Genomic DNA, 16,204 nt, shown 5'->3' with positions numbered 1-16,204 from the left:
TTTAAAGTAATCTTCAAGGAGAATCAAATGATTTACGAATTTTGTGCTGAAAATGTGACCTTGCTTGAAAAAGCGATGGAGGCTGGAGCTCGTCGAATCGAACTTTGTGACAATCTAGCAGTTGGTGGGACAACTCCCAGCTATGGAGTGACCAAGGCAGCGGTTGAATTGGCAGCTAACTACGATACAACCATCATGACCATGATTCGTCCACGTGGTGGTGACTTTGTCTATAATGAACTAGAAATTGCTATTATGCTCGAAGATATTCGATTGACTGCTCAGGCTGGAAGTCAAGGAGTTGTATTTGGGGTTTTAACTGTTGATAAGAAGTTGGATAAGCCTAATCTGGAGAAGTTGATAGCTGCGTCAAAAGGAATGGAAATTGTCTTCCACATGGCCTTTGATGAATTGAGCGATGAAGATCAGCTGGAAGCTATTGACTGGTTCAGCCAAGTTGGTGTCACCCGTATCTTAACTCGTGCTGGAGTATCTGGTGACTCGCTAGACAAGCGTTTTGTTCACTATCACAGAATTTTGGAGCACGCTAAAGGTAAAATTGAAATTCTACCAGGTGGGGGGATTGACTTGGACAACCGTCAAATCTTTATCGACCAACTGGGAGTGACACAACTACATGGTACTAAGGTTGTCTTTTAAAAAATAGAAAGGAACTGCTAGCTTTGGGTAGCAGTTTTCACTTATGTTTGAAATTTTTAAATCCTATCAATTGAATCAAGAAAAGGCTCATGATTATGGTTTTGTAGAAAATAGTGGAGTCTGGACCTATAGTTGCCAGATTTTGCAAGGTGACTTTGTCATGACTGTATCCATCACTGCTGATAATGTGAGTTTTCAAGTCTTTGACCTGGAAACGGGCGACCTCTATCCTCAAGTTCATATGGAAAGTATGAGAGGAAGTTTTGTCGGAAATGTCCGTGAGGCTTGTTTGGAGATTCTTTACCAGATTCGGAAGGCTTGTTTTGATGTGCAAGATTTTATCTGTCCTCAGACTAAACGAATCATGACTCAAGTTCAGGGAAAGTATGGTAATCAGTTGGAGTATTTGTGGGAGAAATCGCCTGATACGGCAGTGTTACGTCATGAAGGCAATCAAAAGTGGTATGCCGTTTTGATGAAAATCTCTTGGGATAAGCTGGAAAAAGGAAGAGAAGGACAGGTGGAAGCAGTCAATCTCAAACATGACCAAGTAGCTGACTTACTTTCAAAAAAGGGCATTTATCCAGCCTTTCATATGAACAAACGCTACTGGATTAGTGTGGCGCTTGATGATACTTTATCAGATGAAGAAGTACTGGAATTGATAGAAAGAAGCTGGAATTTAACCACTAAAAAATGAAACATTTCAAGTTTTTCAAGAACTTTCAATTAGCAAAATATTCTATACTGAAGAAATTTTCAGAAAATATTGGATTTTTTCTTGACAAGTGCTTTTGCCTATGCTAAAATACTAAACAAGATATCAAACGAAGGAGAAAGTCAAACATGAAAACAGCTAAGTTTAATCAATTCGCTTTGTTGTTGAGGTACTCGGGCTAGTGCAAAATGCATTAGTCCTGTTTGGCTTACCAAGCGGGAGTAAATCAACATCTCGCTTGGGTTTCTGAGCGAGATGTTTTTTTTAAACCATATTTGGAAAAGGGGAAATTTTATGAGAGCAGTTGAATTTCTAGATACTAGCCTTCGGGATGGAGAGCAGACACCTGGTGTTAATTTTTCAATCAAGGAAAAAATTGCCATTGCAAGGCAGCTGGAGAAATGGGGTATTTCAGCCATTGAAGCTGGTTTTCCGGCGGCGAGTCCTGATTCATTCACAGCAGTTCAGGAGATTGCCAAGGTCTTGAAGAAAACAGCGGTGACAGGTTTGGCACGCTCTGTCAAGTCTGATATTGATGCTTGTTATGAAGCCCTCAAGGATGCCAAGTATCCACAGGTTCATGTCTTTATCGCTACCAGTCCGATTCACCGCAAGTATAAACTCAATAAGAGCAAGGAAGAGATTTTGGAAGCTATCAAGGAGCATGTTTCCTATGCCCGTTCTAAGTTTGAAGTGGTCGAATTCTCTCCTGAGGATGCGACTAGAACAGAGTTGGATTTCCTCTTGCAAGTCGTTCAAACAGCGGTCGATGCAGGTGCGACTTATATCAATATCCCTGACACGGTAGGATTTACCACGCCAGAAGAGTACGGAGCTATCTTCAAACACCTGATTGAGAATGTTAAGACAGATCGTCAGATTATCTATTCACCTCACTGTCATGATGACCTTGGAATGGCAGTGGCTAATAGCCTTGCTGCTGTCAAGAACGGAGCAGGACGTGTTGAAGGGACTATCAACGGTATTGGGGAGAGAGCTGGAAATGCTGCTTTGGAAGAAATAGCAGTGGCTCTCAATATTCGCCAAGATTACTATCAAGCAGAAACTAGTATTGTTTTAAATGAAACCATCAATACGTCAGAAATGGTTTCTCGCTTCTCAGGTATCCCAGTTCCTAAAAACAAGGCTGTGGTCGGTGGCAATGCCTTTTCTCACGAATCTGGTATTCACCAAGACGGAGTCCTTAAAAATCCTCTTACCTATGAAATCATCACTCCTGAATTGGTCGGTGTCAAGAGTAATAGCCTCCCACTTGGAAAATTGTCTGGTCGCCATGCCTTTGTCGAGAAACTAAGAGAATTGGCCCTAGACTTTACAGAAGAGGACATCAAACCACTCTTCGCTAAGTTCAAGGCACTGGCCGACAAGAAGCAAGAAATCACAGATGCAGATATTCGTGCTCTGGTAGCTGGAACCATGGTTGAAAACCCAGAAGGATTCCACTTTGATGATTTACAACTTCAAACTCATGCAGATAATGACATTGAAGCAATCGTTAGCCTAGCCAACATGGATGGTGAGAAGGTAGAATTCAATGCGACAGGACAAGGCTCTGTTGAGGCTATCTTTAACGCTATCGATAAGTTCTTTAACCAATCTGTCCGCTTGGTGTCCTATACCATTGATGCTGTGACGGATGGAATCGATGCTCAAGCTCGGGTCTTGGTCACTGTTGAAAACAGAGATACAGAAACCATCTTTAACGCAGCAGGTCTAGACTTTGATGTGTTGAAAGCTTCTGCTATTGCCTACATCAATGCTAATACCTTTGTTCAAAAAGAGAATGCTGGTGAGATGGGACGCAGTGTTTCCTATCGTGACATGCCTAGTGTGTAAAGGAGAATGCTATGACAAAGAAAATAGTAGCTCTAGCAGGGGACGGAATCGGTCCAGAAATCATGGAAGCTGGTTTGGAAGTTCTGGGGGCTCTTGCTGAAAAAACAGGCTTTGATTATGAGATAGACAGACGTCCTTTTGGAGGTGCAGGTATTGATGCTACGGGGCATCCCTTACCTGATGAAACCCTCAAGACATGTAGAGAAGCAGATGCCATTCTCCTAGCAGCTATCGGTAGTCCTCAGTATGATAGAGCAGTGGTTCGGCCTGAACAAGGACTGCTGGCTCTCCGTAAGGAACTCAATCTCTATGCCAATATTCGCCCAGTTAAGATTTTTGAGAGTCTCAAGCATTTGTCACCTCTCAAACCAGAACGAATTGCTGGTGTAGACTTTGTTGTGGTACGTGAGTTGACTGGCGGAATTTACTTTGGGGATCATATTCTTGAAGAGCGAAAAGCGCGTGATATCAACGACTACAGCTATGAAGAAGTAGAGCGGATTATTCGCAAGGCATTTGAAATTGCAAGAAATCGCAGAAAAATCGTTACTAGTATCGATAAGCAAAATGTTCTAGCGACTTCAAAACTCTGGCGGAAAGTAGCTGAGGAAGTCGTGCAGGATTTCCCAGATGTAACCTTGGAGCACCAGCTAGTCGACTCAGCTGCCATGCTTATGATTACCAATCCTGCTAAGTTTGATGTCATCGTGACGGAGAATCTTTTTGGAGATATTTTATCTGATGAATCAAGCGTCCTATCTGGTACACTTGGGGTCATGCCATCAGCCAGTCATTCTGAAAATGGACCAAGTCTCTATGAACCTATTCACGGTTCAGCACCTGATATTGCTGGTCAAGGCATTGCCAATCCTATCTCCATGATTTTATCAGTGGCCATGATGTTGAGAGATAGTTTTGGTCGTTATGAGGATGCAGAGCGTATTGAGCGTGCTGTTGAAGCTAGTTTAGCGGCTGGCATTTTAACAAGAGATATAGGTGGACAGGCTTCGACTAAGGAAATGACAGAAGCTATTATTGCAAGATTATGAAGTTAGACGAAAGAATTACTCTAGTCCTTTTGATTTGGAATGTCATGGTTTTCTTGATTTATGGTATTGACAAATCTAAGGCAAGGAGAAGAGTTTGGCGCATCCCTGAGAAAATCTTACTTATTTTAGCTTTTACTTGTGGTGGTTTTGGGGCCTGGTTAGCAGGAATCATCTTTCACCACAAGACTCGAAAATGGTATTTTAAAACAGTTTGGTTTCTCGGAATGGTGTCCACACTAGTAGCCTTATATTTTATTTGGAGGTAATGGATGGCAGGAAAATCGATTTTTGATAAATTATGGGACCGTCATGTCATCACAGGAGAAGAGGGGCAGCCGCAACTCATGTATGTGGATCAGCACTATATTCATGAAGTGACCAGTCCTCAAGCTTTTCAAGGATTACGAGATGCAGGACGCAGATTGAGACGACCAGACTTGACATTTGGAACTTTTGACCACAATGTCCCGACAGTCAATATCTACGATATTCGAGATGTAATTTCCAAGGCTCAAATTGATAAGCTGGCTGAAAATGTTGAGGAGTTTGGGATTGAACATGCGGCCCACGGTTCTGAAAAGCAGGGGATTGTTCACATGGTTGGACCAGAAACTGGAAGGACGCAACCAGGAAAATTCATCGTCTGTGGAGATAGCCACACAGCAACCCACGGGGCTTTCGGAGCGATCGCTTTTGGAATTGGGACCAGTGAAGTCGAGCATGTCTTCGCTACCCAGACCCTCTGGCAGGTCAAACCCAAGAAAATGCTGGTAGAATTCACTGGTGTTCCTCAAAAAGGAGTTTATTCTAAGGATTTCATTCTAGCCTTGATTGCCAAGTACGGCGTTGCCTGTGGTGTTGGCTATGTGGTGGAATATCGGGGACAAGCGATTGATGCACTGAGCATGGAAGAGCGAATGACTATCTGCAATATGTCCATCGAGTTTGGTTCTAAGATGGGAATTATGAATCCTGACCAAACCACCTATGATTATCTCAAGGGACGAGAATGTGTTCCAGAGGATTTTGAAGAGGCGGTGGCGGATTGGAAAACAATTGTCAGTGATGATGATGCTCTTTACGATAAGGTTATCCGAATGGATGTCTCAAACTTGGCTCCCATGGTGACCTGGGGTACCAATCCTGCAATGGGGGTTGACTTTGACAGTAGTTTCCCAGAAATCAAGGATATGAATGATGAGCGAGCCTACAATTACATGGACTTGGAACCTGGTCAAAAGCCAGCGGATATTGAACTAGGATATATCTTTATTGGCTCTTGTACCAATGCTCGTCTCAGTGACTTGCAGCTGGCGGCTCGATTTGTCAAAGGAAAGAAGATTGCTCCTAATTTAACGGCTATCGTCGTTCCAGGCTCTCGTCCTGTCAAACGAGCTGCTGAGAAGTTGGGATTGGACAAGGTCTTTCTAGATGCTGGCTTTGAATGGAGAGACCCAGGTTGCTCTATGTGCCTAGGAATGAATCCGGACAAGGTTCCTGATGGTGTCCACTGCGCCTCAACCAGCAACCGCAACTTTGAAGACAGACAGGGATTTGGGGCTAAGACCCATCTCTGCAGTCCAGCCATGGCAGCTGCAGCAGCTATCGCAGGGCGTTTCGTAGATGTTCGGCAAATGCCAGAAGCCCAGTAAGGAGAGGATATGGAAAAATTCACAGTTTATACGGGAACGACCGTTCCTCTTATGAATGATAACATTGATACTGACCAAATCCTTCCCAAGCAGTTTCTCAAGTTGATTGATAAAAAAGGCTTTGGTAAGTACCTCATGTATGCTTGGCGTTATTTGGATGATCTCTATACTGAGGACCCAGACTTTGTCTTTAACCGACCTGAATATCGGAAAGCCAGTATTCTCATCTCAGGGGATAACTTTGGTGCAGGCTCTTCGAGGGAGCATGCAGCCTGGGCTCTAGCGGACTATGGTTTTAAGGTTGTGATTGCAGGGTCTTTTGGGGATATTCATTACAATAATGAACTCAATAATGGCATGTTGCCTATTGTACAGCCCAGAGAGGTTCGAGAGAAACTAGCCCAGCTACAACCAACTGACCAGATAACTGTGGACTTGGAACAACAAAAAATCATCTCACCAGTTGGAGAATTCACTTTTGAAATCGATAGCGAGTGGAAACACAAGCTCTTAAATGGTTTGGATGATATCGGTATTACCTTGCAGTATGAAGATTTGATTGCTGCTTATGAAAAACAACGACCAGCCTACTGGCAGGATTAGAAGAAAAATAGAAAAGGAAATAGAACTATGACAAAACACATTCAATGGAACGGAACACTTTCACAAGAAGGCTATGACATTTTAAAAGGTGAGGGCGGATGTATCGTTTGCCCTACTAAAGTTGGTTACATCATCATGACTAGCGATAAGGCAGGACTTGAGCGTAAGTTCGCAGCTAAAGAACGTAATCGTAACAAACCAGGTGTTGTTCTCTGTGGTAGCATGGATGAGCTTCGCGCCTTAGCACAACTCAACCCAGAAATTGAAGCCTTCTACCAAAAACATTGGGACGAAGACATTCTTCTTGGTTGTATCCTTCCATGGAAACCAGAAGCCTTTGAAAAACTCAAAGCATACGGTGATGGCCGTGAAGAACTGATGACTGACGTGCGTGGTACTAGCTGTTTCGTTATCAAGTTTGGGAAAGCTGGTGAACAATTGGCTTCCAAACTTTGGGAAGAAGGCAAGATGGTTTATGCCTCATCAGCTAACCCATCTGGAAAAGGAAACCGTGGTAAGGTAGAAGGTATCGGAGAACGCATCGAAGGGGCAGTTGACCTTGTTATCGAGGCAGACGACTATGTGGCATCTATCCAGCCTGACAAAACGATTGAAACACGCTACGAGCAAGGTGTGATGGTCTCTATGGTCGATAAAGACGGCAAACTCATCCCAGAACAAGGAGGAGCACGTTCAACTTCACCAGTACCAGTTGTGATTCGTAAAGGACTTGACATTGATAAAATCATGATGCACCTGTCAGACACCTTTAACTCATGGGACTACCGTCAGGGCGAGTATTATTAGGATAAAAAAGAAGTCTAGTGTTATGAGGGAATACCCTACTCTACACTAGGCTTTTCTTTAGAAATTCTTTTCTTTTTCTATAGAATATGGTATTCTATTTATAAAATATATGTTAATAAGTAATGCTAATATTTAAACATCATTAGCAAAAGGGGTTAGATTGATGAATAAAAGAAAAGTTAGTTTAGAAGATTTTTATAAATGGTATAGTCTAAATAAAGAAGAGTTATTAAATAAGGCAACTGGTGGTGAAAAGTTTAATGATAAATTAAAAGAAGAGTTTCTCAAGGAATGGCCTTTGGATAGGATTTTAACAATGTCAATCGATGAATATGTAATAGGAAAGGGACAGCAAAATAAGTCTTTATGCTACGCTCTTGAGAAGGGAAAATACAAAAATCTATTTCTTGGAATTTCTGGTGGCTCAGCTTCAAAATTCGGGATTTATTGGAATGAAAAAACAAAGAGTTATAAAGATCAAGGTAATAAAGTCATTCCGCTTTCAGAGTTGGATCAGCGATTTTCAAAATTAAAATCAGATTTGCATGAAATTATCAAAGAGGGTATTCGTTTTAACTTTGAAAATCCTATTTTTGATATGAAAAGATCAACAAATGAATTTATTGGTCGTTCTGCTATGGTGACAAAATTACTTTGTATATATTCTGAGGGAAATCCTTTCTTTGGTGTAAATATTAATAGTCAGAAAGAATTTTGGAGCCACTTTGTTTCTCAGACAAATCAAGGTGGACCTTATCTGCAAAATCATAAAATAATTGAACTGGTGTCCAAAACTTATCCTGAGTTGGAGCCATCGAAATTAGGAACTATGCTTTTTGAGTATTCTAAGCTTTTTATGGAAAATAGTACAATGGATTCATCAAACAATTTTCGTCATCAATTAACTCAATCTCTATTAAAGTCTCCAAATCTTATCCTACACGGTGCGCCAGGTACGGGAAAAACTTACCTTGCTAAAGAAATTGCTGTGGAGTTAACAAATGGTAACAAAGATCAAATCGGCTTTGTACAGTTTCACCCTTCCTATGATTATACGGATTTTGTAGAGGGGTTGAGGCCAGTATCAAATGGGGATGGTACCATTGAGTTTAAGTTAGTAGATGGAATCTTTAAGAAATTTTGTCAGAAAGCTAGAGACGTTAAGAAAACCGGGGGAAAAGATAAATTCGTCTTCATCATCGATGAAATCAACCGTGGTGAGATTTCTAAGATTTTTGGTGAACTCTTTTTCTCTATTGACCCTGGCTATCGTGGTGAAAATGGATGTGTTTCTACTCAGTATGCTAATTTACATGAGACTGATGAGAAATTTTATATCCCTGAAAATGTCTATATTATCGGAACCATGAATGATATTGACCGTTCAGTGGACACCTTTGATTTTGCTATGCGCCGTCGTTTCCGTTTTGTTGAAGTTACTGCTGAAAGCCAGTTATACATTCTAGATAACGAACTAGATGGACATGAGGAAGAAGCGAAAAAACGTTTAAGAAACTTGAACGCTGCTATTGAAAACGTTCAGGAATTAAACAGTCATTATCATATTGGACCAAGTTATTTTCTAAAGTTGAAGGATGTAGATTTTGACTATGAATTACTCTGGTCTGATTACCTCAAACCGCTTTTGGAAGATTACTTACGGGGTTCTTATGAAGAGGATGAAACTCTGGAAACATTGAAAAAAGCATTTGATCTGACAAATAACGAGCGAACAGAACCGCAAGATACTGGTGATAATGATGCGGATAACTGATAATCAGCATAGAATTGCTAAGGAAGACTTTGTCGCAGAATTTCCCAAACTAAGTCAAGCACTTCTTGATAGAACACTGGATAACCTTTCTAAAGAGGATAATATTTTCATTTTTCCAAATGATTTGAAGAATTCTCCTGACTTAGAGAAGGACCAAAAAATCTTTGAAACAGTTAATCAGAAAATCAAGACTGGAAATGTGATTGGTTTTCTGGGGTGTGGTCAAGAAAGATTAACGATTTCCTCTCGCTTTTCTGATGAGAGTAATGACCATTTTTTGCATTATCTCTTACACAAGGTTCTTCATATCAATCTCACTAGTTTAGATGTTGCATTGTCTCGTGAAGAGAGGCTTTATCAACTTTTGATGTATCTCTTTCCCAATTATCTACAAGCTGCAATTCGAAAAGGTCTTTATAAGGAATACCAGAGATTTTCTCATAATGACAGTCATGTTAAGGGAGTGATTGATGTAAGAAATCATCTCAAGAAAAATCTTCCTTTCACGGGAAATATTGCCTACACAACGAGAGAGTTCACCTATGATAATCCCCTCATACAGTTGGTCCGTCATACTATTGAATACATTAAGAACCAGAAAAGAATTGGTCAAGGGGTACTAGATAATCTCTCAACTAGTCGTGAAAACGTAGCTGAAATCGTGCGGGTAACTCCTTCTTATAAACTAGCTGATCGTGTTAAGATTATTCGGGGAAATCAATCTAAACCTATACGTCATGCATACTTTCACGAGTACAGAAAGTTACAAGAACTTTGTCTGATGATTCTAAACCAAGAAAAGCACGGTTTAGGGTATCAAGATCAAAAAATTCATGGTATTCTTTTTGATGTTGCCTGGCTTTGGGAAGAGTATGTTTATACTTTGTTGCCAAAAGATTTCATCCATCCACGAAATAAAGATAAGACGGACGGAATTTCAGTATTTTCTAGTCGAGAACGAAAAGTTTATCCAGATTTCTATAATAGAGATTTAAAAATTGTGTTAGACGCTAAATATAAAAAGCTTGAAGATACTGAAAAAGGAATAAACCGTGAGGACTTGTTCCAACTGATTTCCTATTCTTATATTTTAAAAGCTGAGAAGGCTGGTCTTATTTTCCCGAGTGAGAAAAAGGCGGTTGATAATGAGATAGGAAAGCTAGCAGGGTACGGAGCTTTGTTGAAGAAATGGTCTATCCAAATTCCTCAGAAGTCTTCATCTTATAGTGAATTTTGTGAAATGATGGAAAACTCAGAAGAAATTTTTAAAAGGAATATTACTAAAGAACTGGGGAGAAAATAATCTCTCCACTTTTTTGTCTTTGATATAAGTAAAACACGAACGATATAATTTAAATTATGAAATTATTTGACAGAAACTGTACTTTAGTTTATAATAAATTAAGGAAACGTCGGAAAAGGCGTAGTGATGCGAGAGCATAGGTAGGTCATTACAAAAGAAACGAGACATCGATATGTTAAATGAATTTCCAATTTTTGATTACGAAGATATTCAATTGATTCCAAATAAATGTGTCATTAAAAGCCGTGCAGAAGCAGATACAAGTGTCACGCTAGGAAATCACACCTTTAAACTACCTGTTGTGCCAGCTAATATGCAGACGATTTTGGATGAAAATGTAGCAGAGCAACTGGCTAAAGGGGGCTACTTCTACATTATGCACCGTTTTGATGAAGCAGGACGCATTCCTTTTATTAAACGAATGCACGATCAAGGGCTCATTGCTTCTATCTCTGTCGGTGTTAAGGACTATGAGTATGATTTCGTTAGCCAGCTCAAGGATGATGCTCCTGAGTTCATCACGATTGATATTGCCCATGGTCATGCGGATAGTGTTATTTCTATGATTCAACACATCAAGAAAGAATTGCCAGATACTTTTGTTATTGCTGGAAATGTGGGAACACCAGAAGCCGTGCGTGAATTGGAAAATGCTGGTGCGGATGCTACTAAGGTCGGAATTGGTCCTGGTAAGGTTTGTATCACCAAGGTCAAGACTGGTTTTGGTACAGGTGGTTGGCAGTTGGCTGCTCTACGTTGGTGTGCTAAGGCTGCACGTAAACCGATTTTCGCTGATGGAGGGATTCGCACTCACGGTGATATTGCCAAGTCTATCCGTTTCGGTGCTAGCATGGTCATGATTGGTTCCCTATTTGCAGGACACATCGAAAGTCCAGGGAAAACGATTGAAGTTGATGGTGAACAGTTCAAAGAATATTACGGTTCAGCCTCACAATATCAAAAAGGTGCTTACAAAAATGTGGAAGGCAAACGTATCTTGCTTCCTGCTAAAGGTCATCTGCAAGACACTTTAACTGAGATGGAACAAGACCTTCAAAGTGCTATTTCTTATGCAGGTGGACGTCAGGTTGCTGACCTTAAACACGTTGATTATGTTATCGTGAAAAACTCGATCTGGAATGGGGATGCTTCCCACTAAGACGGGCTATTTGGCCAGAAAAAAACTTGTTATTAGAGCAAATTTCTGTTATAATAAAACAAGTTTCCACCCTTAGTGTAATGGATATCACGTAAGATTCCGGTTCTTGAGATGGGGGTTCGATTCCCTCAGGGTGGATGTAAACATCCTAAAAAGCCTTTAATAGGGCTTTTTTCTTTATTCTGACCCAAATTTGCTTCTATCTCTGTCTAAAGAATTCCCAAATCCGCTCCAGTCCCGTTTTAAAGTGACTCAGGGGGCTTTTTTTGATATAATAAAAAGGACTGTTATCAGTTAGAAAGAGGTTGGTATGAAAGAATTACAAACTGTACTAAAGAACCATTTTGCAATCGAATTTGCAGACAAAAATTTACTGGAGACTGCCTTTACTCATACGAGTTATGCCAATGAGCACCGCCTCTTAAAAATTTCACACAATGAACGCTTGGAATTTTTAGGAGACGCTGTTCTACAGTTATTGATTTCAGAATATCTGTATAAAAAATATCCTAAAAAGCCTGAGGGTGACTTGTCCAAACTCCGTGCCATGATTGTCCGCGAGGAGAGTTTGGCTGGTTTTGCACGTGATTGCCAGTTTGATCAGTTTATCAAGCTAGGTAAGGGGGAAGAAAAATCTGGTGGTCGCAATCGTGATACCATTCTTGGTGATGCCTTTGAAGCCTTTCTTGGTGCCCTCCTTTTGGACAAGGATGTGGCCAAGGTCAAAGAATTTATCTATCAAGTCATGATTCCTAAGGTTGAAGCAGGCGAGTTTGAAATGATTACAGACTACAAAACCCATCTCCAAGAGTTACTTCAGGTCAATGGCGATGTGGCTATTCGTTATCAGGTGATTTCTGAAACGGGTCCTGCCCATGATAAGGTTTTTGATGTAGAAGTTCTTGTTGAAGGCAAAAGCATTGGTCAAGGCCAAGGTCGTTCGAAAAAATTAGCAGAGCAGGAAGCTGCCAAAAATGCCGTTGAGAAAGGGCTGGATTCATGTATTTAAAGGAAATCGAAATTCAGGGATTCAAGTCTTTTGCAGATAAGACCAAGGTTGTCTTTGACCAAGGTGTGACGGCAGTTGTTGGTCCCAATGGATCTGGAAAGTCGAATATTACAGAAAGTCTGCGCTGGGCTTTGGGGGAGTCAAGTGTCAAGAGTCTCCGTGGGGGCAAGATGCCGGATGTCATTTTTGCTGGAACTGAAAGTCGCAAACCGCTCAATTATGCTTCTGTAGTTGTGACTCTGGATAATAATGACGGATTTATCAAGGACGCAGGCCAAGAAATCAGAGTAGAACGCCATATCTATCGTAGTGGGGATAGTGAATACAAAATTGACGGCAAGAAAGTTCGTCTGCGTGATATTCATGATCTTTTCTTAGATACTGGATTGGGACGAGATTCCTTCTCTATCATTTCCCAAGGGAAGGTTGAGGAGATTTTCAACTCAAAGCCTGAGGAACGCCGAGCTATTTTTGAAGAAGCTGCTGGAGTTTTAAAATACAAGACTCGCAGAAAAGAAACTGAGAGTAAACTACAACAAACTCAGGATAATCTAGACCGCTTAGAGGATATTATCTATGAGTTGGATAATCAAATCAAGCCTCTTGAGAAGCAAGCTGAAAATGCCCGTAAGTTTTTAGATTTGGAAGGTCAACGCAAGGCTATTTACTTGGATGTCCTTGTTGCTCAAATCAAGGATAATAAAGCTGAACTAGAGTCGACAGAAGAAGAGTTGGCTCAGGTTCAGGAACTCTTGACTAGTTATTACCAAAAGCGTGAAAAATTAGAAGAAGAAAATCAGAATCTCAAGAAGCAACGCCAAGATTTACAGGCTGAAATGGCCAAAGACCAAGGCAGTTTGATGGATTTGACCAGTCTGATTAGTGATTTAGAGAGAAAATTAGCCTTATCGAAACTGGAATCTGAGCAAGTAGCCCTCAATCAACAGGAAGCACAAGCTCGTTTGGCTGCTTTGGAGGATAAGAGAAATTTACTCAGCCAAGAAAAATCTGATAAAGAAAGCTCATTAACTCTGTTAGAGGAAAATCTAGTCCAAAATAATCAAAAACTCAATCGTTTAGAAGCTGAATTGCTAGCTTTTTCAGATGATCCTGATCAGATGATTGAGCTCTTACGTGAACGCTTTGTAGCTCTTCTACAAGAAGAAGCTGATGTCTCAAACCAACTGACTCGCATCGAGAATGAGTTGGAAAATAGTCGTCAGCTTTCTCAAAAACAAGCAGATCAATTAGAAAAGCTGAAAGAACAGTTGGCTACAGCTAAAGAAAAGGCAAGTCAGCAAAGGAATGAGCTTGAAACTGCCAGGGAGCAGGTTCAGAAATTATTGGCCGACTATCAAATCTGTGCCAAGGAGCAAGAGGAGCAGAAAACTTCCTATCACGCTCAACAAAGTCAACTCTTTGATCGTCTGGATAATCTCAAAAACAAACAGGCCAGAGCTCAAAGTTTGGAAAATATCCTTAGAAATCATAGTAACTTTTATGCAGGTGTCAAGAGTGTCCTCCAAGAAAAAGACCGTCTTGGTGGAATAATTGGGGCAGTCAGTGAGCACCTGACCTTTGATGTGCATTATCAAACTGCTCTAGAGATTGCACTTGGAGCCAGTAGTCAGCATATCATCGTAGAAGATGAAAACGCGGCAACCAAGGCGATTGATTTCCTTAAACGAAACAGAGCCGGTCGTGCAACCTTCCTTCCATTGACGACTATCAAGGCTCGTACGATTTCTAGTCAGAATCAAGATGCTATCGCAGCAAGTCCAGGCTTCCTTGGCATGGCAGATGAGTTGGTGTCGTTTGATAAGAGACTAGAAGCCATTTTCAAAAACTTGCTAGCAACGACAGCTATTTTTGATAGTGTGGAACATGCGCGTGCAGCAGCTCGCCAGGTTCGTTATCAGGTTCGTATGGTGACATTGGATGGAACAGAGTTGCGCACAGGTGGTTCTTACGCAGGTGGAGCCAATCGCCAGAATAACAGTATTTTTATCAAGCCAGAGCTGAAGCAATTGCAAAAAGAAATTGCTGAAGAAGAAGCAAGCTTGCGTTCAGAAGAGGCGACTTTGAAGACCTTGCAAGATGAGATGACTAGATTGACAGAAAGATTAGAAGCCATCAAATCTCTAGGAGAGCAGGCTCGTATTCAGGAGCAGGGCTTATCCCTCTCTTATCAGCAAACCAGTCAGCAAGTTGAAGAGTTAGAAACTCTTTGGAAACTTCAAGAAGAGGAATTAGATCGTCTTTCTGAAGGAGATTGGCAAGCAGACAAGGAAAAATACCAAGAGCGTCTTGCTAGCATTGCCAGTGATAAGCAAAATCTGGAAGCTGAGATTGAAGAGATTAAGTCTAATAAAAACGCCATCCAAGAACGCTATCAAAACTTGCAGGAAGAGGTAGCGCAAGCTCGCCTGCTTAAGACAGAACTGCAAGGGCAAAAACGTTACGAAGTTGCGGATATTGAACGTTTAGGCAAGGAATTGGACAATTTAGATATCGAACAAGAGGAAATCCAGCGCCTTCTTCAAGAAAAGGTTGACAATCTTGAGAAAGTTGATACGGATTTGCTCAGTCAACAGACCGAAGAAGCCAAAATGCATAAAACAAACCTCCAACAAGGTTTGATTCGTAAGCAGTTTGAGTTGGATGATATAGAAGGGCAACTGGATGATATTGCTAGTCATTTGGATCAGGCCCGCCAGCAGAATGAGGAGTGGATTCGCAAGCAAACACGTGCTGAAGCAAAGAAAGAAAAGGTCAGCGAGCGCTTGCGTCATTTACAAAATCAATTAACAGACCAGTATCAGATTAGCTATACTGAAGCTTTAGAAAAGTCTCATGAGTTGGAAAATCTCAATCTGGCAGAGCAAGAGGTGCAGGATTTAGAGAAGGCTATTCGCTCACTGGGTCCTGTCAATTTGGATGCTATTGAACAGTACGAAGAAGTTCACAGCCGTCTGGATTTCTTGAATAGCCAGAGAGATGACATTTTGTCGGCGAAAAACCTGCTCCTTGAGACTATTACTGAGATGAATGATGAGGTTAAGGAACGCTTTAAATCAACCTTTGAAGCTATTCGTGAGTCCTTTAAAGTGACATTCAAGCAGATGTTTGGTGGAGGTCAGGCGGACCTCATTTTGACTGAGGGAGACTTGCTGACAGCTGGGGTTGAGATTTCTGTTCAACCTCCAGGTAAGAAAATCCAGTCTCTAAACCTTATGAGTGGTGGTGAAAAAGCCTTATCAGCTCTTGCTTTGCTTTTCTCTATTATTCGTGTAAAGACCATTCCGTTTGTCATCTTGGATGAGGTAGAGGCTGCGCTTGACGAAGCCAATGTCAAACGTTTTGGGGATTACCTCAACCGCTTTGACAAGGACAGCCAGTTTATCGTCGTAACCCACCGTAAAGGAACCATGGCAGCGGCTGATTCCATCTATGGAGTGACCATGCAAGAATCAGGTGTCTCAAAAATTGTTTCGGTGAAGTTAAAAGATTTGGAAGAAACAGTAGACTAGTTACCATATGATAGCATCTCTTAGGGGATGCTATTTTTTAAATAACATCTTGAATGATTTTTTAAGATCAGTTCAGGGGCAAA

13 protein-coding genes and 1 tRNA gene are annotated in these 16,204 nt (G+C 41.0%); all 14 read left to right on the top strand.

Going from position 1 to position 16,204, the window contains the following annotated elements; translation table 11 throughout:
• Positions 1–27 precede the first annotated feature (27 nt).
• The 14 genes from PAN06_RS04140 (at position 28) to smc (ending at position 16,121) form a co-directional block, all read left to right on the top strand.
• Positions 28–660: a copper homeostasis protein CutC gene (locus PAN06_RS04140; protein WP_269795662.1), complete on the top strand. Its 633-nt coding sequence runs from the start codon at positions 28–30 to the stop codon at positions 658–660.
• A gap of 43 nt (positions 661–703) precedes the next feature.
• Entirely contained in the window at positions 704–1,360 is a 657-nt protein-coding gene (locus PAN06_RS04135) for an MmcQ/YjbR family DNA-binding protein (RefSeq protein ID WP_269795661.1), read from the top strand.
• 312 nt (positions 1,361–1,672) lie between these two features.
• Complete coding sequence (locus PAN06_RS04130; RefSeq protein WP_269795660.1) at positions 1,673–3,235, top strand: 2-isopropylmalate synthase; 1,563 nt, start codon at positions 1,673–1,675, stop codon at positions 3,233–3,235.
• Positions 3,236–3,246: 11 nt separating this feature from the next.
• Positions 3,247–4,284 (top strand): 3-isopropylmalate dehydrogenase, encoded by a 1,038-nt coding sequence (gene leuB / locus PAN06_RS04125; RefSeq protein WP_269795659.1) that lies wholly within the window; start codon positions 3,247–3,249, stop codon positions 4,282–4,284.
• On the top strand, positions 4,281–4,550 hold the full coding sequence (locus PAN06_RS04120) for a DUF1294 domain-containing protein (RefSeq protein ID WP_261065148.1): 270 nt from the start codon (positions 4,281–4,283) through the stop codon (positions 4,548–4,550). Before leuB ends, PAN06_RS04120 begins: the two co-directional genes overlap by 4 nt.
• 3 nt (positions 4,551–4,553) lie before the next feature.
• Positions 4,554–5,936, top strand: a complete 1,383-nt coding sequence (gene leuC / locus PAN06_RS04115; protein WP_269795658.1) for a 3-isopropylmalate dehydratase large subunit — start codon at positions 4,554–4,556, stop codon at positions 5,934–5,936.
• Between the two features lie 9 nt (positions 5,937–5,945).
• On the top strand, positions 5,946–6,539 hold the full coding sequence (gene leuD, locus PAN06_RS04110; protein WP_269795657.1) for a 3-isopropylmalate dehydratase small subunit: 594 nt from the start codon (positions 5,946–5,948) through the stop codon (positions 6,537–6,539).
• A gap of 27 nt (positions 6,540–6,566) precedes the next feature.
• Positions 6,567–7,346, top strand: a complete 780-nt coding sequence (locus PAN06_RS04105) for a Sua5/YciO/YrdC/YwlC family protein (protein ID WP_269795656.1) — start codon at positions 6,567–6,569, stop codon at positions 7,344–7,346.
• 163 nt (positions 7,347–7,509) lie between these two features.
• Positions 7,510–9,120, top strand: a complete 1,611-nt coding sequence (locus tag PAN06_RS04100; protein ID WP_269795655.1) for an McrB family protein — start codon at positions 7,510–7,512, stop codon at positions 9,118–9,120.
• Positions 9,104–10,423 (top strand): McrC family protein, encoded by a 1,320-nt coding sequence (locus tag PAN06_RS04095; protein WP_269795654.1) that lies wholly within the window; start codon positions 9,104–9,106, stop codon positions 10,421–10,423. Before PAN06_RS04100 ends, PAN06_RS04095 begins: the two co-directional genes overlap by 17 nt.
• 172 nt (positions 10,424–10,595) lie before the next feature.
• A complete protein-coding gene (locus tag PAN06_RS04090) occupies positions 10,596–11,582 on the top strand; it encodes a GMP reductase (RefSeq protein ID WP_269795653.1) in 987 nt (328 codons plus the stop codon).
• A gap of 66 nt (positions 11,583–11,648) precedes the next feature.
• Positions 11,649–11,720 (top strand) — tRNA-Arg (locus tag PAN06_RS04085).
• Positions 11,721–11,892: 172 nt separating this feature from the next.
• The gene (gene rnc, locus PAN06_RS04080; RefSeq protein ID WP_000661487.1) at positions 11,893–12,591 is read left to right on the top strand and encodes a ribonuclease III; all 699 of its coding nucleotides are present in this window, start codon (positions 11,893–11,895) and stop codon (positions 12,589–12,591) included.
• Positions 12,582–16,121, top strand: a complete 3,540-nt coding sequence (gene smc / locus PAN06_RS04075; protein ID WP_269795652.1) for a chromosome segregation protein SMC — start codon at positions 12,582–12,584, stop codon at positions 16,119–16,121. Before rnc ends, smc begins: the two co-directional genes overlap by 10 nt.
• Positions 16,122–16,204 lie beyond the last annotated feature (83 nt).

This window comes from Streptococcus sp. SM3, from assembly GCF_027497875.1.
Note: the sequence above shows the minus strand (reverse complement) of the source record. Positions and strands in the feature narration are given on the sequence as shown.